This is a genomic window from Arthrobacter sp. BK1 (genome assembly GCF_056680055.1).
Genome location: NZ_CM155263.1, coordinates 1,654,819 through 1,674,645 on the forward strand (window position 1 = coordinate 1,654,819; position 19,827 = coordinate 1,674,645).

Here is a 19,827-nt window from a genome sequence, read left to right on the forward strand (position 1 = left end):
GACATCTCCGGCAGCTGAGGCGCGGCTGAAGAACAGGCCGGACGTGGTCCGCCACAAGGGCAGGTACGCCCTGATCAACCACAACCGGACGCCCTACCAGGCCATGGTGGAGGACCTGTTGTTCCTTCGTGGCGTCCTCGCGGCCGAAGGCCTGGATTACCTGCTGGTCCGGGGCAACAGCGACCGTCCGGTGATCGCCCTGGACTGGAAAGACCGGAAGAAGCTCCGGTCCGCCCTGGTGAAGGCCTGCCGCAACGAGCCGGTCTACTCCATGACCGTTGATGCGAAAAAGAAGTCCTCCGTGCTGGTGGCTGACGGCGAGCTCTCCCCCAACAGGCAGGCCCGTATCTTCCGCCTGTACCGTCCCCGCGTTGAGCCCGACGGCGGCTTCGAGTTCGGTTCCTCCGCCGGCGTCCAGATTGAGCTCTGGAGCTTCGAGGGTAACCAGCTGATCCTCCCGATCGAGAACTCGCTGACGCGCCGCACCATGCTGACCCAGGACGCGGTCCGCGGGACGGTTGAGCGCTACGGGCACACTTGGCCGACCATCGAGAACATGTTCGCGGACCACGCCAGCGACATCAGTTTCGACATCGATCTGGTTTTCTCGTGGGTTGACGGCAGCTCACCCGAGTACATCGCCGCCCGCCGGGCCCAGCAAAAAGGCGTGGTCCTGGGCGAAGGCGACGACAGCGAAGCCCGCTTCCGCCAGATCAACGAGCTCAAGTACGCCCTGCGCTCGGTCTATATGTTTGCGCCGTGGATCCGCCGGATCTTCATCGCCACGGATTCCCCTGCCCCTGAGTGGCTTGCCGAGCACCCGTCGGTGACCATTGTCCGCAGCGAGGAATTTTTCTCGGATCCTTCAGTGCTGCCCACGCACAACTCGCAGGCAGTCGAATGCCAGCTCCACAACATCGAGGGCCTCTCCGAGCACTTCCTGTACTCCAATGACGACATGTTCTTCGGCCGGCCGGTGGGCCCGGATATGTTCTTCACTCCCGGAGGCATCACCAAGTTCATCGAGGCCGACACCCGGATCGGGCTGGGAGACAACGACGCCGAGCGCAGCGGCTTCGAGAACGCAGCACGCGTGAACCGCAAGCTGCTGTGGACCCGCTTCGGGCGGATCACCACCCGTCACCTGGAGCACACAGCCGCTCCGCTGCGGCGCAGCGTTGTGGCAAAGATGGAACGTGAGTTCCCGGCGGAGTTCCAGAAGACGGCGGCGAGCAGGTTCCGGGCCGCTGACAACATCTCGGTCACCAACTCCTTCTACCACTACTACGCCCTGCTCACCGGACGGGCAGTCACCCAGACCGCGGCCAAAGTGCGCTATGTGGACACCACCGCCCGCGCCGGGCTGAACTACCTGCCCAAGCTCCTGGCCAAGCGCAACATGGATTTCTTTTGCCTGAACGACGGCAGTTTCCCCGAAGTCCCTGCGGACGAGCGGGCGCAGCTGGTGACCGACTTCCTGGAGAAGTACTTCCCCATCAAGGCGCCCTGGGAGCTTTAGCCGTTGCAGGCCCGGCCGGCAGAAGCTGCTAGCCGGCCGCAGGCAGTCCGGCGTTGGTCGCAGCCTTGGTGCCTGCCTTGGTCGGTGCCTTCGCGGTTTCCGGGATCGTTACTCCGGCGTCGGCCAGGCGCCGGGTGGTCTCCTCGGCGGTGACGTACTCGCCCACAGTGATGGCGCTGCCCAGGGGAACCACCGAGTGGACGATGGTGTGCTCATAGACGTGGACCAGGTTGAACGACTGGCCGGCGTCGCGTCCGCGGGTGCCACCCACCGGCACGTTGAGGTCCTGCGTGTAGCACGAGGCTGACGCGACAGAGACGGGTACTCCGGCGAAGCTGGCAGTGGTCGAATAATGCAGGTGTCCGGCCAGGATGGTGCGGACGTCTGAGTTACGGACGACGGCGGCCAAGGACGCCTGGTCCCTGAGTTCCACCAAAACTGACAGGTCCAGGACGGACGGAACCGGGGGGTGATGCAGTGCCAGGATGGTGCCATCCGGGGCCGGAGTCTCGAGTTCGCGGCTCAGCCACTCCAGTTGTGCAGCGCTCAGTTCGCCGTGGTGGTATCCCGGCACAGAGGTGTCCATGGTGATGACGCGCAGCCCATTGAGGAAATAGCTGTGATCCACGGGGTCGTCGGTACCCACCTGGTCCAACAGGCCCTTGCGGAAGTTTGCCCGGTTGTCGTGGTTTCCCATGGCCCAGATGACTTTGGCTCCCATGTCCCGGCAGGCCGGCTCGACGATGGCCCGGAGCTTGGCGTAGGCCTCGGCCTCGCCCTGGTCCGCAAGATCGCCGGTGAAAATGACTGCTTCAGGCCTGGCGCCAGATGCCCGGACTTCCTCGAAGAGCTGTACAAGCCTGGCTTCGCTGTCGACTGCGCCATAAAGAGGTTCCGGACCCCCCATCAGATGGGGATCGCTCAGGTGGAGAAGGAAGTGGCGTGGCCGGGGGTGTTCGGCCTCGATGTGCTTCATTGCTACCTCTATGGTCGGCGGGAAGCGGCTCTTCCCTTCTACCTTCAGTACGCCCAATCCAACCAGACATTTGGCAAACATTAGGCAAATCGCCGCCGCCGTGTTGGAAAAAGGCTGAAGAATTACTTCCGGGACGCGTCCAGGGTGGACGGTCCGGCACGTGTCAGGACAGCACCTCCTCAATCGCGTCAATGATCTCGGCGGAGTCCGGTTCGACTGTGGGTGCGAAGCGGGCCACCACTTTCCCCTCGCGGTTGACCAGGAACTTTTCGAAGTTCCACTTAACGAGTCCGGGCAATATTCCGGATTTGAACTTTGTCAGCTCGGCATAGAGCGGATGCTGGTTCTTGCCCCGCACGTCCGCCTTGGACGTCAGCGGGAATGTTACGCCGAAGTTCCGTTCGCAGAATTCCGCGATTTCAACGTCGTCTCCGGGTTCCTGGCCGGCGAATTGGTTGCAGGGGACGCCCAGGACCTCGAGGCCGCGGTCCTGGAACTTTCCGTAGAGGGTTTCGAGCCCCGCGTACTGCCGGGTGAAGCCGCAATTGGATGCCACGTTGACCACCAGTACAGCGTTCCCATTGAAACGGCCGAAATCGGTCTCGGAGCCGTCGTTGAGCGTGAGTGGAATGGAGTGCAGGGCTGTCATGGGGTCCTCCGGAAGTGGTTCATACGGGTTATTCGTAGCCAAGAGGCCATCGTACGGGTCCACTCTGGAGCCTCCTCTCAGGATCCGGCCATCGGGGACGGGGTAGCTTCCGGGGTGACAGGATCCGCCGTCGGCGACTCCGTGGCCGGGTCACTCTCAGTGGTCGACGCCGGCGTGGGCGTCGGCGTCGACGTCGGCGTCGGCGTCGGCGTGGGCGTCGGCGTCGGCGTCGGCGTGGGCGTGGGCGTCGGACCGGCTGCCCTCCGGTCTCGCCAGTCGGAAGCTACCGGCGTTGGAGTGGCCGTGCCGGCGGGGGTCCCGGTGGAAGACCCCGACGCGGTTGTGGGGGCAGGCGTCGACGTGGCAGTGCCGGACGGCGATGGGGAGGTGGATGTTGGCGTCGGCTGCGACGGCGTGGCCGTCGTTGTGGGGGCAGGCGTCGACGTCGCAGTCCCGGATGGGGACGTCGTGGTGGGCGATGTCGTCGTCGGCGATGTCGTCGTCGGCGATGTCGTCGTCGGCGATGTGTGGCTGGGTGTCGGCGTCTCCGTCTCAGTGGGGGTCTGAGTCGCGGTACCGGACCGCGTGGAAGTTTCGGAGGGCGAGGCAGTCCCGGACGGCGTGGAAGTTTCGGAGGGCGAGGCAGTCCCGGACGGTGAGGTAGTGTCCGACGGCGACGCAGCAGGCGTGGATACCTGTGTTTCCGGGGCGGGGGTGGTGGGGTCAGGACTTGGCGGATCGGGCAGCTCGTCGTCCCCGAACAACACCGTATGACTTTGGTCCGTGGCGACAGGGATGGCCCAGCGGAGGGCTTCCGCAGCCGGGGACGAAGGCCTGGCAACGAAGCTCTCCATGGCGATGTCGGCCAGCTCATCCAGCTGCCGGGTGGGTATAAGGATCCAATTCAGGGGGCTGGTGTGTTTGCCGCCCAGTATGGTCTCGAAGTGAAGATGACAGCCGGTCGACCAGCCGGTGCTCCCAACGCGGGCAACCACCTGACCCACCTGAACGGATTCGCCGGTCTTCACGGCGATGGCTTCCAGGTGGTTGTACGTGGTGATGAGGCCGTTGCCGTGGTCAATCTCCACCCGGTTGCCGCCACCCCAAGGGTGCCAGCCCGCCGCCCGCACCACCCCGGTGTCCGCGGCGTAGACCCTGGTGCCGCAGCGGGCTGCGTAATCCTGGCCCAGATGAAAGTCCCCGCCGGTGCCGGTGAGCGGACTGACCCGGTACCCAAAGTGTGAGCTCTCGTTGAGCACTTCCAGCGGAGCCATCAGGGATCCAGCGGGCGGCCGCTTCAAGCCTGCCGAGGCAACATTGAGCTTGGGCTGTTCACCCTTTGCCACGGTCGTAACGATGGTGCGATGGAACGGGACCAGCGCCCTGGCGTCGATAGCAAAGCCGCCGGCCGGCGCCGGAAGCGGCGTCTGATCGACGGTCCCGGACGGGCCCACAGACGGAGGGGTGACCACAGACGTTGCGGGGCCGGCGCTCAGGGCTGCCGGGCCGACGTCGGACGTTTTGCCGGGCGGCGGGATCCATGGGAGTCCGAGAGCCAGGGCTGAGGCAGAAACCGCCACGGCGGCCGCGAGCACGCGCACCGCTGAAGCACAGGGTCCGGCGGACTCCCTCCCGCGGCCTGCTCCCCAATGATTTCCCACGCGTCGACTCCCGGATAGACCCGCTGGACCCCAATCCGAACAGGCGTACCCTCTCATGGGACCACATCGAATGGAGCCTGTGAACCCCGGCGTCCAAGCGTTGTGGTTATTTTGTGGACCCCAGCCGGTGGGCCGTCCTGCCGGCAGGAAATCTGCGACAGAATGGGGATATGCGCAACCTCCTCAGGGAATGGCAGGGCGAGTTGAAGCGTGCCTTTACCGGCAGCGCTGATGCCCTTCCGGCCTGGGTTCCGCACCTAGCCGAAGGGGACGATCCCGGTTACCACCTGCCAGGCTCCGCGGTGTGGGCCGTGCATGGTTCCATGCCGACAATTGTTGCCGGGATCCGCGCGCTGCTGATGCAGGCCCTGCATCCTGCCGCCTTGGCCGGAGTCCACGAGCATTCGGCTTTCCGGGACGATCCGTTGGGCAGGCTGGCCCGGACCATCCGCTGGATCTTCACCGTGACGTACGGGTCCAAGGCTGCCGCCGAGGAGGCGTCGGCGCGGCTTCGGCGCCTGCACGAGCCCGTGCAGGGCAGCTTCACCAACGGCCACGGCATGCAGCGAAGCTACTCGGCCAACGATCCCGATCTGGCACGGTGGGTCCACATCGCCTTCGTGGACGCTTTCCTGACGGCCCACAAGATCTGGGGCGGCACCATCCCGGGCGGCCCGGATGCCTATGTCCGTGAGTGGGCCCAGGCCGGACGGCTGATGGGGGTAGAGGATCCGCCGCTTACCGAGGCGGAGATGCGCGGGCAACTGGACCGCTGGTACGACGCCGGTGAGCTCCGCGCGGACAGCCGGCTCGCAGAAACTGTTGAGTTCATCCGCAACCCGCCGCTGCATCCGCTGCTGCGCCCGGGCTACCGGGTGATGTTCGCAGGCGCCGTGTACAGCCTCGAGCCGAAGTACCGCCGCATGCTTGGTCTTCGCGTGCCGTCTTTAGGGCCCCTCCCCCTGCCGGTGCGGTTCGCCACCACGGTGGCTCTCGGCGTCGTACGCCTGGCTTTGGGACGGCGGGGACCCAGCGAACTTGCTGCCCGCGAGCGGCTCAGGCGGCTGGGCTACAACTTCGACAGCTGAAAATATCACCGTCGAGGGAAAATTCGGCTCTGGATAGCTCATGCAGATGAAATGCGGCTGTGCCCGCAAAATGCAAAATCCCGGCCCTGACGTAGGTCAGGACCGGGATTAATTGCGCGGAGAATGGGGGATTTGAACCCCCGAGGGCGTTAACCCAACACGCGTTCCAGGCGTGCGCCATAGGCCGCTAGGCGAATTCTCCAGCTGCTTCTGAATCAAAAGCAGATACTAGACTACCTGAACTTTTCGGCTTCGCCCAATTGACGCCCCGGGCCCCAGCCCGCCACGGTCGGCCCGAGGAAACGACCCCGCGCCTTAACGCCAAAATGGACGCCCCCAACGCGCCCATTCCACCGGTACCCGTTGAGCTGCCGGGTCCGGCCGTCGCGCCAGGCCCCGCAGCTCACAATCTTGAGATTGCCCCAATCGGTGTACATACCCATGATCAGGCCTGCCCGCCGGATAAGCAATGAAAAGTGGGCGTTGACACCTGCGGTTACTGGGACGATGAAGCCATGACCCTCCTGAATGCCCTGGTGATTTACGTCCCTGCCACCCACACCGAAATGCTGCTGTCAGCCATCGGCGATGCCGGAGCGGGCCGGCTTGGAAACTATTCGCATTGTTCCTTCATCACACCCGGGACCGGCCACTTCACGCCGGGCGTAGGGGCTACGCCATTCATTGGCGGGGAAGGGCGGGCGGCCACCGTGGCTGAAGACAGGATCGAATGCGTTGTTGAGGAAGAGCTGCTCGAGGCCGTGGTGCTGGCCCTGCGCGCTGCCCACCCGTATGAGGAGCCTGCTTTTATGAGCTGGCCGGTGGACGGCTGGCGCTAGCCTGCCCGCGGGCCGGCCGGGGGGCATTCCGGTGGCATTCCGGGGTCGTCAGGGCGTCGTCCGGACCATTCCGAATCTTCGGGTAAACTTATCTGCGGCCCCTCATGTGGCGTCATCCTGTTGAACTCCCCCAGGACCGGAAGGTAGCAAGGGTAAACGGGCTCTGGCGGGTGCATGGGGGGTCTTTACTCTTCCCCCCAGGTGACCACAGGGCCACCACCGGCGAGGGATCCTGATTGTCGGCCCTGATTGGTAGGGTTTTCTCGTGACTGTTACTACCACCGCCCTTTACCGCAGATACCGTCCGGACTCCTTCGCTGACGTTATCGGGCAGGAACATGTCACAGATCCGCTGATGACGGCCCTCCGGAAAAACCGCGTCAACCACGCCTACCTTTTCTCCGGCCCGCGCGGCTGCGGAAAGACCACATCCGCCCGCATTCTGGCCCGCTGCCTCAACTGTGCCGAGGGCCCCACGGACACTCCCTGCGGAACCTGCCCCAGCTGCGTCGAACTGGCCCGGGGCGGTTCCGGCTCGCTGGACGTCATCGAGATCGATGCTGCGAGCCACGGTGGTGTTGACGACGCCCGCGATCTCCGCGAGCGCGCAACCTACGCCCCGGTGCGGGACCGCTACAAGATCTTCATCATTGACGAGGCCCACATGGTCACGTCGGCCGGGTTCAACGCCCTCCTCAAGATCGTTGAAGAGCCGCCGGAGCACATCAAATTCATCTTCGCCACCACGGAGCCGGACAAAGTCATCGGCACCATCCGTTCGCGGACCCACCATTACCCGTTCCGGCTTGTTCCGCCGGAGCCGCTGATGGCTTACCTGGAGCTTCTGTGCAACCAGGAGAACGTGCCGGTCGCCCCCGGCGTGCTCTCGCTGGTGGTCCGGGCAGGCGGTGGTTCTGTGCGCGATTCGCTGTCAGTACTGGACCAGCTGATGGCCGGTGCCGGACCCAACGGTCTCGACTACGAGCTGGCTGTGGCACTGCTCGGCTACACCCACGCGTCGCTGCTGGATGACGTCGTGGAGGCAATCGCCGCATCTGATTCCGCCACCGTGTTCCGGGCTGTGGACCGGGTCATTCAGACCGGCCACGATCCCCGGCGGTTTGTGGAGGACCTGCTGGAACGCTTCCGCGACCTGATCGTCGTCCAGGCCATGCCTGAAAGCGCGCAGGTTATTTTGCGCGGCATGCCCGCGGACCAGATCGCCCGTCTCCAGAACCAGGCGCACAATTTGGGCGCTGCAGAACTCTCACGGGCCGCGGATGTGACCAACACGGCGCTGACCGAGATGACCGGTGCCACGTCGCCGCGCCTTCACCTGGAGCTCCTCTGCGCCCGCATCCTGCTGCCCAGCTCGGAACAGACCGAACGCGGCATTGCAGCACGCATTGACCGGGTGGAGCGGCGCCTGAATTACGCAGGGAACGACGCCGGCGCTTCAGTCCCGGCGGCTGCCGCCGGTCCTGCTGCGCCCGCCGAGGTCCCGCCGCCTCATGCGGTGACCGTTGAGGCTGTCCAGGGTGAGACGGTCCGTCGCGACGCTGGGCAGGGAGTGCCTTCACCCGTTGACGCACCGGCTACTGAAACTTCCGGTGCAGCGCAGCCCACCTCCCCGGTTCCGGCCGCGGCGGCCCGCGCTGCTGCTGCCGCACCGCAGCCTGCCTCCCCGGAAGTGTCCCGCCCCACGCTGACTGCACCCAGGGTCAGCACCAACGACTGGCCAGTCGAGGAGTCTGGAAGCAGCCGGGCATCATCCGCCGCACCCGGTGGCGCCCGTCCCGCTGATCGCGAGGGACGCCCCGCTGCGGGGGTCACGCCTTCCGCGCCGCCGGCTGCCACGGCCTCACCGGCCCCGGATCCTTCCCCGGCCTTGCCTCCGGCCGCCGCGCCACCCGCAGCAGGACCCCGGACGACGGGTCATCAGGCCACGGGTATGCAGGCCCCTGCTTCGGCGGCTGCCGGTCCAGCGGCGGGCGGCGATGTCGAAATCATGCGCCGTGCCTGGCCTGAGGTCCTGCAGACGCTGTCCAAGATCAAGCGCAGCACGTGGGCGCTGGTGGAGCCCAATGCCCAGGTCGGTGCTTTTGACGGCCAGGTCCTCACTCTCGCGTTCACCACGACGGGCTTGGCCGGAGCATTCGGCCGGGCGGACCATTCGGAGAACCTGAGGCAGGCCATCCACAAAACCGTGGGCATCGACTGCCAGATCACTGCGGTGGCCGGTGGCGCCGCCGGCGCAGCGAGCTCTGAGCCAAACCCAAAAGCACCCGCTAGCCAGGAAGCTCCGGCCAGTTCCGCGGACGTAGCCTGGGGCCTGGCCCCGGCAGGCGCCACCTCGCGGGAGGCCGCCGCAGCCGCTCCCCCGGCACCTGCCGTTCGGGCAGCAGACCAGGCTGCTGCACCTGCCGCGCGGACTGTGGACCCCGCTCCGGCGGCTGGCCACATCATCGAGCAATCCGTCGCCACTCCGGAGGCTTCGTCGGAAGCTTCCACCCAGAGTGCCGGTGCCGCCCCACAGGCTATGGCCGTTGCCCCAGATGAGCGTTCACCGGTTACTCCCGCTCAGCGCGGGCAGCAGTCTCAGGAACACCAGTCACAGGAACACGCGTCACGGACTCAGGCGTCCCCGGAGCAGCCGCCACCGGCTGGCCCTTCGCCGGAACCTCCCCCGTTGTCCCAGCCGGCCGCAGCCACCGATGGGTCCTATGCCTACTCGGACGACGATTGGGGTCCCCCGCGGGACGAAGATGCTCCTCCGCTGGACGAGGAACCGCCCATGGACTGGGACCCGTCAGGTCCCTTTGAACCGCAGCGCACACCATCCAGGCGCGAGCCCTCGCAGGCACCGGCGCCAGCCGGCAAGAAGGCGCCCCGAAGCAGCCCGCGGTCTGCACCTGCACCTGCATCTGCTTCGGCGGTCGCCGCGTCCCAGCCGGACGCAGCGCCTGATCCGTGGGCGCGTGCCGTCGAGCAGGCACCCGGCGTCTGGGTCATTGGTTCAGAGACCAACGTGGGTAAGAAACGGGAAACGCCGCCCGCGGAAGACTTCACTCCCGCGCCCGCACCCAGCTACGAGCCCGCCACGGCCCAGGTCCCGCAGCCTACCGAGGTCCCGCAGCCTGCCGTGGTCCCCCAGACTTCCCGGGTCACCGGCCTGTCCGAAGCCGACGCGAGCTGGGGCCTGCTTCCCAGTGAAGCCAGTCAACCAGCAGAACAAACGGCTGGCCACGTATCTGACAGCATCGCAGCAGTTAGTGCTGGGTCTGTGCCCGGTGGGAGCGCCTCACCTCGCGAGGTTCAGGCCGCCCCTGCAGCGCAACCGGCACCGCGGGGTGGAGTAAGCTCCGCGCCGGAGCCTGCAGAAGTCCGCGAATACGCGATGGCATCGGCTGTTGCGCCTTCCGCGCCGCTTCAGCCAGCCCCGGCCGCCAATGCATCGGCGGCCGCAGCAAGGCAAAGCCTGTACCAGCGGCTGTCCAACAGCCCTGAAGCAGAGGCCGGACGAGCCAAGGCTCCGGCCAGGGCGGTGGCCGCCTTGGTCCAGGACATCCCGAGCGCGGACGACGAAACCATCGAAGACTCCGGCGTGTTCGGACGCGCCGCCGTCGAGCGTATTCTGGGCGGGAAACTGATCGAGGAGCGGTCCCCGGACGGCAGCCCCATCCCTCCCCGGTTCTAGGCCTGCAACTCCGATCCACACCGGTGCAGCCGGCGCCACAGCTCCATCCATCTCCAAGCCAACCCAAAAGAGGAAAACGTGTACGAAGGTGCAGTCCAGGAGCTGATCGATGAGCTCGGACGCCTTCCGGGTGTCGGTCCCAAGTCCGCCCAACGGCTGGCCTTCCATATCCTCGAAGCGGACCCGCAGGACATGAAACGCCTGGTGGAAGCAATCACCACAGTGAAGGAGCGCGTGAAGTTCTGCACGGTCTGCGGAAATGTCACCGAGCAGGAGCTGTGCAACATCTGCCGCGACCCACGGCGGGACCCCTCAGTCATCTGCGTCGTGGAGGAGTCCAAGGACGTCCTGGCAGTAGAGCGCACCCGTTCGTTCAGGGGCCGCTACCACGTGCTCGGCGGGGCGATTAACCCGATCGCCGGGGTGGGACCGGAGCAGCTCCGGATCCGGGAACTCCTGACCAGGCTGAACGACGGCGCCATCCAGGAAGTCATTATCGCCACCGATCCCAACCTTGAGGGAGAAGCGACTGCCACTTATCTTGCCCGAATGCTGAAGTCCATCGGAATAGTTGTCACCCGCCTCGCATCAGGCCTGCCGGTGGGAGGCGATCTTGAGTACGCAGATGAGGTCACCCTCGGCCGCGCCTTCGAGGGCCGCCGGAACGCCCTCACGTAAGAATCGGAAGGGCGTGATCTTGGACGGGATCGGACCGCTGGTCACTGCGCGGCTGGCCCTGCGGCTGGTACGTGCCTCTGACGCTGATGCCATCCACCGGTTCCGCGGCAACCCCGCAGCCACCACCTACCTCTCCCACGGTCCCCTCACGGAAACGGCAAACCTGGAGAGGTTGGCGGCAGCCATGGCACTGAGCGAGGCGTCCATGCCCCCATGGTTCAACCACAGCTGGGCTATCGTCCTGCAGGAGTCCGGGGAGGTGGTGGGCGATGCCCGGACCTGGAACACCGCCGAACTCACCCCTGCGGGCGTGCTGGCCCCGGGCCGGCATCCCGCCCATCACGCCGCTTTGGCCTACGTCCTGCACCCCGATCACCAGCACCAGGGGTACGGCCGCGAGGCAGCAGTGGCGCTGGTGGACTGGCTCTTCACAGGCTCAAGCATCAGCACCATCGTGGCAGGCGTCTACGAGCCGAACACGCCTTCCATCCGCCTCCTCCAGAGCCTCGGATTCCGGAAGGATCCCGCCCTGACCGATCAGCCGACCGGCGGCAAAAGATTCCCGCTGCTCATGTTCAGTCTGGAAAGGCCTGATGACCAATCAGGCTGACAGGTCAGACTGACTCACCTTGCTGAGCTTGCCTACGCCGGGTGGCCAGTTGCCCGCCGGCAAGGAACGCGCCCGCCAGACCAGCCTGAATGCCAAGCCCGAGCACTTCCAGCGGCATCCGTGCAGCGTCTTTTGCGCGCGGCTCGGCATTAACGCAGGGGACCTGCAGGCCATCCGCGGCTTCCTGGAATGCGTCCCGCATCCAGCTTTGCCTGTCGAGGTTCCCTCCGCCGTTGTCGGCCAACATCAAAAACATCACCACCGGGTTGGGCGCCACCATCCACATGATCCGTTCGGTATGGGGCACCTCAGCCGTGCCCGACAGTAGCGGCGAGCATTCATAGGCCTCCAAGGTACCCCCGGGCCCCCGGACAATATTGAAGACTGCAGACACGGGTTCATCCGCCCGCACCGCCGGCAACAACGCCACGACGGCCACAACGTTGACCACCACGAGGACGCCGGCCACGCCCCACGCCACGATCGCCACCCACAACCGGCGGCGGGACATCGCGGATGCGCCCGCACCGATAGCCCCAAAGACGGCGAACTCCAGTGCAACGACACCGGCGGAAGCGGCAGCCACCTCCCCGGAACCCCCTGCAATCCACGCCTGCCCCAGCAGGATGACCAGCGTCAGCGCCGCCACCACGGCCCCACGGGCAACCACTCCAAAAAAAGAAGCCCACGGGCCCGGATCCACAGCTGCCAATGGCTGACATGGACCTATGCGGCGGATCCCGGTAATACCCCAGTGCACCGCCAGGAATGATGAGGCTGCCGGTACGAACGCGGCCGCCAGCAGGTAGACCCAGAGCCGGCCTTCAGCGAGGCCGGGGTCTGTCTGCGGAACCAGCACGGCCGCCAGGAGAACCCACGCCGCCACGGAGGTTGCCACCGGGACAGCTGCCGCAGCAAGCCAGAACCGGATGCTTCCCACGGACATCAGCCAATCCTCGGCCGCCGCCCTGAGCGCTCCCCACAGGACGCTTGGGCCGGACGCCCGGCCGGCATCGTCGTCAGGACCATCCCCTCCGCGATTCCAGCCGGGGCCTATCGGCTCGTAAACCGGGTCCCCAGTGGAGCGTCCGGGCTCCTTGCGTTCGTTTTCAGCCACAGTTCGAAAGGCTCCCACTTCCACTGGTCAGGCCCAGCCTCCGGCGGATACGCCGGCTGATCCAATCGTGATCCGCTGCAGCGGGCCTGTCCAGTAGTGGCCCTAGGCGATGCGGGTTCCCCGGGCCAGCCTGTGGGCCGGTGTGCGCAGGGAGCGCCATCCGAGCCACAGGAGCAGGCCGGCCAGCAGCAACTGCAGCCCCAGTCCCAGCGGCCACAAGGGAGTCTCCTGCGCCAGATAGCGCGGCTTGGCCTCGCCGTTGGCGCACGGGTGGGTGCCTTCGGGCCCGGCCATGGCGTAGCGCGCCGCCTGGCTGATCGATTCGATGGCGCCCTGCGGAGATCCGAAGTTTGTGGTCGCCCGGACCGGGTACGGGATGGCGTCGGCCACCACCACGTAAGGGTTCATTGCCAGCATCCACGCCACCCTCTCGGTGTGCACCGCAGGCTGCGCCACCAGGGGACCTGAGCATGTGTACTCCGGTTCCATCGGCATGGGCTGTTCCTGCAGCGGCTCATAAGGCGAGTAGCCGCGGTACTGCGCCTGGTTCGCCATGATGGTGCCCTGCGAGAGCCCGGTGCCGAGACCAAACGAAATCAGGGATCCGAAGACCAGCCCGGCCACCGCGAGATATGTCACCACAATGGAGAACAGCGGCCTGTTGGCGAGGGCAGAAATTCCGACGCCAATGGCGCACACCACGCCGACCTCAACGGCGAGCATCAGCAGCGCAACCACAACGTGGCCGGGAGTCATGCCGCCCAGGGCCACCCCGATCACCAGGAACGGCGTGCTGGCAACGAGGAATGCCAGAGCCGCGAACCAGGCCGCCAGGAATTTGCCCCAGAGGATCTGGCCGGGGCGGAGCAGGGTCACCTGCAGGATGGCCAGCGTGCCGCCGGCGCGGTCACCGTTAACCGCGTTGGCGGAAAGTGCAGGAGCCACCAGGAGCGCGAAGAGGAGCACAAAAGCCAGGACCACTTCGAAGATCATTGATCCCGGCCCGGCGGACTCTGCCGGACCGAAGCCGCCATAAGGGCGCTGGGCCTCGCGCTGGGCGTTCCAGCTCGCCCACGTCAGCCAGGTCACCAGGCCGGTCAAAATAAACCAGATGGCCAGCATGATGTACCAGCCGCGGGACCGGAGCCGTTGCTTGAGTTCAAGGACCACCACGTCGCGGATACCTGCGAAATAGCCGGCCGCGCGGCCATGGACCGGCGGCTGCATCGTCACTGTCGGCTGGCTCATCGCCGCTCCCCCTCAAGATTCATGTACGTCTCTTCCAAGGCACCCGAGGCGGGGGCGAAAGAGGTGACCACAACGCCGGCGAGCACCAGATCGCGCAACAGGCGCGCGGCGTCGTCGTCGTTCAGCAGCAGCAGGCTGATGGCCGGCCGCCGGCCGTCCTCAATCCGGAAGGTAAGTCCCAGCTCCGTGAGCTTGGCGGCAAGTGCCTTGGTGTCCGCCGCAGTGATGGCGTAGCGGCGGCCCGCAGCAGCGGCTTCGTCCGTGGTCTGGTGCCGGACGGTCCGTCCCCGGTTGACGAAGACGGCGGCGTCGGCAATTTCGTCAAGCTCGCTCAGCACATGTGAAGAGACAACAACCGCTTTCCCCTCCGCGGCCAGCTGGCGCAACATCACCCGGAGCTCCACCCGCGATCCGGGGTCAAGTCCGGACGCCGGCTCGTCGAGAAGCAGGACGGAGGGGTCGTGGATCAGCGCGCGGGCCAGGCTGAGCCGCTGTTGCTGGCCCCTGGACAGGACGCGGGCCGGCTGGTCGGCCAGGTCCGTCAAGCGGACCCGGTCCAGCATTTCGGTGACCCGCTGCGCAATTCCGTCCTTGGGCAGCTGGTAGAAACGTGCCATCTGGGTGAGGATCTCGCGGGCCGTCAGTGAGTCCCACACACCCAGGGTGTCAGGCATCCAACCGATCCTGCTCCGCACCTGTGCCCGGTGGTGCTGCGGGTCCAGACCGCCCACAGTGACGGTCCCCGAATCGGGCGCCAGCAGCGAGGCCAGCATCAGCAGCAACGTCGTTTTGCCGGCCCCGTTGGGCCCGATCAGGGCCGTGACTTTCCCGGCCGGCGCATGGAAATCCATGAGTTCGACGGCGTGGACCTGACCGAAGCTGCGGCTTACCGCGGTGGCGGTGATGCCGCCGTCGTCGTGCTGTTCCGGCTCCGCCGTCACATCCGTACCGTCCTGATTTGCAGTCATACTCCGAGCACCTGTCCCCCAACCGTGGCATGCATACTGACTATCTGAGCGTAGTCCCGCCGTATGACCCGCGGGGCCGGCACATGGCTGAGATTCGGTCACAATTCAACGCCCCGCAGCCTACGGCGATAAACTGGACTGAAAGTCACGCCGTCGCGCCCTCAAGGGCTGTGCCTGACATCCAGAACTCCGATTGATCCAGTGAAGGTACGCGCATGAGTACGCCCACTACCGAAGTGCACGCAGCAACGCAGCCGCAGGAGCCGCCCCGCGGCGGTGCGGTGACCAAACAGCTGATCGTGCAGAAGTTCGGCGGTTCCTCCGTGTCGGACGCCGACGGCATCAAGCGCGTCGCACGGCGCGTTGTGGATGCCCAGCGGGCCGGCAATGAAGTGGTGGTGGTGGTCTCCGCCATGGGTGACACCACGGACGAGCTACTGGACCTCGCCGCCCAGGTGACGGACTCCGCGCCCGCCCGCGAAATGGACATGCTGCTCTCCGCCGGCGAACGCATCTCGATGGCCCTGCTGGCCATGGCAATCAACAAGTTCGGCGCCTCGGCCCAGTCCTTCACAGGCTCCCAGGCCGGCATGATCACCGATGGTATCCACGGCAAGGCCCGCATCATCGACGTCGACCCCCACCGGATCCGCACGTCCCTGGACAAGGGCCACATTGCCATCGTCGCCGGCTTCCAGGGCATGAGCCGGACCACCCACGAGATCACCACGCTCGGCCGCGGCGGCTCGGACACCACCGCCGTCGCCCTGGCGGCAGCCCTCGACGCCGACGTCTGCGAAATCTACACCGACGTTGACGGCATCTATACCGCGGACCCGCGGGTAGTGCCGTCCGCCCAGAAGATCGACACCATCTCCAGCGAGGAAATGCTGGAACTCGCCGCCTCGGGCGCAAAGATCCTGCACCTTCGCTGTGTCGAATACGCGCGCCGGTTCGGCGTTCCGCTGCACGTCCGGTCCTCATTCAGCCAGAACGAAGGCACCTGGGTCATCCCCAGCGCCGACGACAAGATCACCACTCAAGAGGGAGTTGCCTTGGAGCAGCCAATCATCTCCGGCGTTGCACACGACCGTTCCGAAGCCAAGGTCACAGTGGTGGGCGTTCCGGACATCCCTGGCAAAGCCGCCGCCATCTTCCAGGTCATCGCCGACGCCCACTCCAACATCGACATGATCGTGCAGAACGTCTCCACTCACGGCACCGGCCGGACGGACATTTCCTTCACGCTGCCCATCGTGGAAGGCGCCGATGCTTTGGCTGCCCTGAAGGCGGCCCAGGAGGAAATCGGCTTCGAGAACATCGAATACAACGAACAGATCGGCAAGCTGTCACTGATCGGAGCCGGCATGCGTTCGCACCCGGGTGTTTCGGCAACGTTCTTCAAGGCCCTGTCCAATGCAGGAATCAACATCAACATGATCTCGACCTCGGAGATCCGCATCTCCGTGGTGACCCACGCCGACCTGCTCGACGACGCCGTCCGCGCCATCCACAAGGCGTTTGACCTCGACAGCGAGAATGAGGCCACGGTCTACGGCGGCACGGGCCGCTGACCCGTAGACCTTTAAAGCAACGCGGGGTCATTTCCTGCCCGATAACCTTCGTTTATCAGGCAGGAAATGACCCCGCGTTGCTTCTGCTTCAGGACTGCTTGCCGAGCTCTTCACGGCGGACTGCGTAGTGGTGGCCTTCAGTGTCAGTCTCCACGACGAAGTGGGAAAGTTCTTCCTCTGAGGCCTGCTCAAACTCGTCGTGCTTGTGTACCACCGGAGCATCTGTATCCAGGCGCGTTGCCGGCCCGAAGACGAAACGCAGCCTCTCAGTGACGTTCATGAAACCGCTGAGTGCATGTGCCATATTTCCACCCCCTCCCCGCATCCCGGGCGAAAAGAGCTTCCAGCCCTAAATGGAGCCAGTGCCCTTATTTTACGCCCGGAGGCGCGAAAATATCCCGCGGGGTTTGCTGGATCAAAGGGGGGGCCTCGCTGCTTGTGGGCCTCAGCGGAGGGACTGGTCCTCGGGGTTCTTTGGCACCACGTAGGTGCTGCCGTCGGGGCGGCGCAGGGTTTCCCACTGCTGGGTCTCGACTTCGCGCTGGGCAAGCAGGCGCTTGTTCTCATCAGTCATGTCATGCACCAGCGAACTGCGGTTGGCCGGGCCGAAAATTGCCCGGAGCCTGCCCGTTGCGCGCATGAACCGCTGAGAAGCATTTTCGCGCCCTCCTGCGTTGTCCTTACCCATTGTCGCGACCCTTCGATAGAACGGATTCCTCCCACCAGTGTACGCTAACAATTAGTGCACTAATTATTGGAGGACTGTGATGACGGCCATAGCCGGCGCTGAGGAGCAGCAGGACAACGACCTCCTGCTGGAGCAGCAGCTCTGTTTTGCCCTGACTGTTGCGTCCCGGAGCGTGGTGGGCGCCTACAAACCGGTGCTGGACAAGCTCGGACTGACCCACCCGCAATACCTGGTGATGCTGTGTCTCTGGGAGACGGCGCCCCGGACCCTGCGCAGCATCAGTGACGCCCTGGCCCAGGCACCTGCCACCATCTCCCCCCTGCTCCGGCGGCTTGAAGAAGCAGGATTCATCACCCGCCAGCGGGTGGACGGAAACGAACGCGCCCTGGCCGTGGGCCTGACCCCCACAGGCGCCGCGTTGCGCCAGCAGGCCCTCGCGGTCCCGGGCACCATGATGGAGCGTCTGGGTCTGACCCGGGACCAGGTCAACCAGCTGCACAAATCCATGATGGGGCTCATTGCCGCTACCGCCGCAGTGGGTGAAGCGGGCAGCGAGCACCCAGTCCTGACGGCCAGCTCAACGGCGTAAAATGGCAGCAAACTAGGAGGGTTCATGCGCTTGCCAACATGGCTGCGAACACTGCGGCCGCTGCTGGCCGTCCTGGCCGTGGCAGGGCTGGCTGCCTGCACGGCGGGTCCCGACGACACAGCCACACCGACCGCCAGCCCCTCGGCAAGCTCGACGGTGACCACCGCTCCAACGGCGTCCGGTACCCCCTCCCCTGACACCGAGACGTCCATTCCGGCTCCCTCGCCATCCGCACCTCCGGTCCCTTCCGCCGGACCAGGGGCGGGGAATGCCGAACTCTCGATCATGGTCAAGCCCGCCCCCGGCGAAGCGGACCTGAACTACACCCTGGTCTGCCGGGATGGCCTGCCCACCGATGAAAGCAAGCACCCCAAGCCTGACGCTGCGTGCGCGGCCCTGAAAAGCAACGCGGCCCTCCTCAGCCCGGACACCATGAACACTGCACAGGCGTGCACCGAGCAGTACGGCGGGCCGCAGCAGGCTACGGTCACCGGGATCGTGGACGAGACTCCCGTGGATGTCGCGTTCGCCCGGACCAACGGCTGCGAAATCGGCGCCTGGGATGCAGCCGAGGACGTTCTGGGTGCCAGCGGTGGAGCAGCTTAGCCTGCTGCCGGCCAGCGCCTGGCGGGAGCGCGAAGATGCTCACGCACAACGCGTCCGCCGCTACGCCGATCCCTACCTCGCCCGCCGTTCAGCGGGCCGGAAGCACCCGGTCGAGGATTTCCTCTTCACGTACTACACCCAAAAACCAGGCCAGCTGCTGCGCTGGCACCCGGGTGCAGGCGTCGTGCTAACCGGGGAGCGGGCCGCTGTCCGCACGGGCTGGAAGCACTACAGAACGCTCGACGACGGCGAACTCGCCTCACTCGGGCTGGCGGCGGGAAGCGTGGCGGTCACTTTTGACCGCGGGAAGTTCCTGGCCGACCGGCAGGACGCCGTGACGTTTGCCGGGATCATTCTCCGCGGTACAGCGGCGCGTCCGGCCCAGTTCGGCTGCTTCGGGTTGCATGAATGGGCCATGGTCTACCGTCAGGACAAGTTTGATCTGCGTCACGAGTACCTGAAGCTCAGGCTGGGTTCTGCCGGAACGGACCAGGTGGTGGAAAAGAACCGGATCAGGTGTTCGCACTTCGACGCCTTCCGTTTCTACACCCCCGACGCCATCGCGCTCAACGAGCTGACGCCCAGCCGCGAGAACCAGCGGCACATGGAACAGCCGGGGTGCCTGCACGCCAACATGGACCTCTACAAGTGGGCTTACAAACTCCTGCCGGCACTGCCCAGCGAACTGGTAATGGACTGTTTTGAGCTGTCGTGGCGGATCAGGGCCATGGACATGCAGGCGTCCCCGTACGATCTTGAGGAGTGGGGCTATCCTGCAATCAGGATTGAGACGGCTGACGGCAAGGCCGCCTACGTGGAGCATCAACGGGCCTTCGCCACCGAGGCTGCGGAGCTCCGGGGCCGCCTGGCCGCCGTGCTGGCGCCGCTCACACCATCGGAAAGGCAGTGAACCACCTGGACTCCCCCAACCACCGCGCAGCAGATCCCCTTGACCTGACCATCAGGCTCAGGGAGGAACCGGACGCGGAAGAGTATGTATTCCGGCTCGTCGCCGAGGATGGCCGGTCCAGGGAAGAATCCACGCTGCCGGACCCGGACGCCGCCCTGGAAGCCGTGGAGCGGTTCGGCCAGGATATTTTCTTTCCCCTGCCGGGGCCGCCCAAACTGTGCACGCAGCAGTACGGCGGACCGCAGGTTGCCCTGGTCACCGGGACCTTCCATGGCCGGGAGGTCAATGCGAGGTTCCAGAAGACCGATGGGTGCGAGATTGCCCGCTGGAAGGCCCTGGCGCCGCTCCTCGGCGGTGCGCCCGGAACCGGACGATCGGCCGGCGGGTCCTGGACATAAAACGTCCCGGCC

At 65.8% G+C, this 19,827-nt stretch carries 19 protein-coding genes, 1 tRNA gene and 1 other RNA gene; 12 read left to right on the plus strand and 9 right to left on the minus strand.

Features of this window, described 5'->3' with window-relative positions; genetic code table 11:
• The first annotated feature begins 103 nt into the window (after positions 1 to 103).
• Positions 104 to 1,519 carry a stealth family protein gene (locus AC1MCA_RS07295; RefSeq protein ID WP_108599407.1) on the plus strand — a complete coding sequence of 472 codons (1,416 nt, stop codon included), beginning with the start codon at positions 104 to 106 and terminating at the stop codon, positions 1,517 to 1,519.
• A 28-nt stretch (positions 1,520 to 1,547) separates the two neighbouring features.
• On the opposite strand, the gene AC1MCA_RS07300 is transcribed toward AC1MCA_RS07295, so the two are convergent.
• The 3 genes from AC1MCA_RS07300 to AC1MCA_RS07310 all read right to left on the minus strand — a co-directional run bounded on the left by AC1MCA_RS07300 (position 1,548) and on the right by AC1MCA_RS07310 (position 4,745).
• Positions 1,548 to 2,495: a phosphodiesterase gene (locus AC1MCA_RS07300; protein WP_479802302.1), complete on the minus strand. Its 948-nt coding sequence runs from the start codon at positions 2,493 to 2,495 to the stop codon at positions 1,548 to 1,550.
• 163 nt (positions 2,496 to 2,658) lie between these two features.
• The gene (locus tag AC1MCA_RS07305; protein WP_479803317.1) at positions 2,659 to 3,144 is read right to left on the minus strand and encodes a glutathione peroxidase; all 486 of its coding nucleotides are present in this window, start codon (positions 3,142 to 3,144) and stop codon (positions 2,659 to 2,661) included.
• Positions 3,145 to 3,221: 77 nt separating this feature from the next.
• Entirely contained in the window at positions 3,222 to 4,745 is a 1,524-nt protein-coding gene (locus AC1MCA_RS07310) for a M23 family metallopeptidase (RefSeq protein WP_479802304.1), read from the minus strand.
• A gap of 230 nt (positions 4,746 to 4,975) precedes the next feature.
• Here AC1MCA_RS07310 and AC1MCA_RS07315 point away from each other — a divergent pair, with 230 nt between their 5' ends.
• Entirely contained in the window at positions 4,976 to 5,893 is a 918-nt protein-coding gene (locus AC1MCA_RS07315) for an oxygenase MpaB family protein (protein WP_108600892.1), read from the plus strand.
• Between the two features lie 117 nt (positions 5,894 to 6,010).
• Here the strand turns inward: AC1MCA_RS07315 and AC1MCA_RS07320 are convergent.
• A tRNA-Ser gene (locus AC1MCA_RS07320) sits at positions 6,011 to 6,095 on the minus strand.
• 313 nt (positions 6,096 to 6,408) lie between these two features.
• Here AC1MCA_RS07320 and AC1MCA_RS07325 point away from each other — a divergent pair.
• The 5 genes from AC1MCA_RS07325 to AC1MCA_RS07345 all read left to right on the plus strand — a co-directional run bounded on the left by AC1MCA_RS07325 (position 6,409) and on the right by AC1MCA_RS07345 (position 11,717).
• The gene (locus AC1MCA_RS07325; RefSeq protein ID WP_479803319.1) at positions 6,409 to 6,732 is read left to right on the plus strand and encodes a hypothetical protein; all 324 of its coding nucleotides are present in this window, start codon (positions 6,409 to 6,411) and stop codon (positions 6,730 to 6,732) included.
• A gap of 93 nt (positions 6,733 to 6,825) precedes the next feature.
• Positions 6,826 to 6,922: signal recognition particle sRNA small type (gene ffs, locus AC1MCA_RS07330), an RNA gene on the plus strand.
• Positions 6,923 to 6,997: 75 nt separating this feature from the next.
• Entirely contained in the window at positions 6,998 to 10,429 is a 3,432-nt protein-coding gene (locus tag AC1MCA_RS07335) for a DNA polymerase III subunit gamma and tau (RefSeq protein ID WP_479802306.1), read from the plus strand.
• A 78-nt stretch (positions 10,430 to 10,507) separates the two neighbouring features.
• Positions 10,508 to 11,107 (plus strand): recombination mediator RecR, encoded by a 600-nt coding sequence (gene recR, locus AC1MCA_RS07340; RefSeq protein WP_108599898.1) that lies wholly within the window; start codon positions 10,508 to 10,510, stop codon positions 11,105 to 11,107.
• A gap of 13 nt (positions 11,108 to 11,120) precedes the next feature.
• The gene (locus AC1MCA_RS07345) at positions 11,121 to 11,717 is read left to right on the plus strand and encodes a GNAT family N-acetyltransferase (protein WP_479802308.1); all 597 of its coding nucleotides are present in this window, start codon (positions 11,121 to 11,123) and stop codon (positions 11,715 to 11,717) included.
• Between the two features lie 4 nt (positions 11,718 to 11,721).
• Here AC1MCA_RS07345 and AC1MCA_RS07350 read toward each other — a convergent pair whose 3' ends face one another.
• From AC1MCA_RS07350 to AC1MCA_RS07360, 3 genes are all read right to left on the minus strand, one after another.
• Complete coding sequence (locus AC1MCA_RS07350) at positions 11,722 to 12,663, minus strand: hypothetical protein (protein ID WP_479802310.1); 942 nt, start codon at positions 12,661 to 12,663, stop codon at positions 11,722 to 11,724.
• A gap of 273 nt (positions 12,664 to 12,936) precedes the next feature.
• Positions 12,937 to 14,082, minus strand: a complete 1,146-nt coding sequence (locus AC1MCA_RS07355) for an ABC transporter permease (RefSeq protein ID WP_479802312.1) — start codon at positions 14,080 to 14,082, stop codon at positions 12,937 to 12,939.
• Entirely contained in the window at positions 14,079 to 15,050 is a 972-nt protein-coding gene (locus AC1MCA_RS07360; protein WP_479802314.1) for an ABC transporter ATP-binding protein, read from the minus strand. Before AC1MCA_RS07360 ends, AC1MCA_RS07355 begins: the two co-directional genes overlap by 4 nt.
• A 215-nt stretch (positions 15,051 to 15,265) precedes the next feature.
• On the opposite strand from AC1MCA_RS07360, the gene AC1MCA_RS07365 reads away from it, so the two are divergent.
• Entirely contained in the window at positions 15,266 to 16,624 is a 1,359-nt protein-coding gene (locus AC1MCA_RS07365; protein WP_479802316.1) for an aspartate kinase, read from the plus strand.
• Positions 16,625 to 16,712: 88 nt separating this feature from the next.
• On the opposite strand, the gene AC1MCA_RS07370 is transcribed toward AC1MCA_RS07365, so the two are convergent.
• A complete protein-coding gene (locus AC1MCA_RS07370) occupies positions 16,713 to 16,928 on the minus strand; it encodes a hypothetical protein (protein WP_108599893.1) in 216 nt (71 codons plus the stop codon).
• Between the two features lie 141 nt (positions 16,929 to 17,069).
• Positions 17,070 to 17,312, minus strand: coding sequence for a hypothetical protein (locus tag AC1MCA_RS07375; protein WP_479802318.1), 243 nt, complete (start codon positions 17,310 to 17,312; stop codon positions 17,070 to 17,072).
• A 79-nt stretch (positions 17,313 to 17,391) separates the two neighbouring features.
• Between AC1MCA_RS07375 and AC1MCA_RS07380 the strand changes: the two genes are divergently transcribed.
• The 4 genes from AC1MCA_RS07380 to AC1MCA_RS07395 are packed head-to-tail and all read left to right on the plus strand — an operon-like array spanning position 17,392 to position 19,815.
• The gene (locus tag AC1MCA_RS07380) at positions 17,392 to 17,901 is read left to right on the plus strand and encodes a MarR family winged helix-turn-helix transcriptional regulator (protein ID WP_479802319.1); all 510 of its coding nucleotides are present in this window, start codon (positions 17,392 to 17,394) and stop codon (positions 17,899 to 17,901) included.
• A gap of 24 nt (positions 17,902 to 17,925) precedes the next feature.
• The gene (locus AC1MCA_RS07385) at positions 17,926 to 18,507 is read left to right on the plus strand and encodes a serine protease inhibitor (RefSeq protein WP_479802321.1); all 582 of its coding nucleotides are present in this window, start codon (positions 17,926 to 17,928) and stop codon (positions 18,505 to 18,507) included.
• Entirely contained in the window at positions 18,464 to 19,417 is a 954-nt protein-coding gene (locus tag AC1MCA_RS07390; protein WP_479802323.1) for a 3-methyladenine DNA glycosylase, read from the plus strand. Before AC1MCA_RS07385 ends, AC1MCA_RS07390 begins: the two co-directional genes overlap by 44 nt.
• On the plus strand, positions 19,414 to 19,815 hold the full coding sequence (locus AC1MCA_RS07395; protein ID WP_479802325.1) for a serine protease inhibitor: 402 nt from the start codon (positions 19,414 to 19,416) through the stop codon (positions 19,813 to 19,815). Before AC1MCA_RS07390 ends, AC1MCA_RS07395 begins: the two co-directional genes overlap by 4 nt.
• Positions 19,816 to 19,827: the final 12 nt, after the last annotated feature.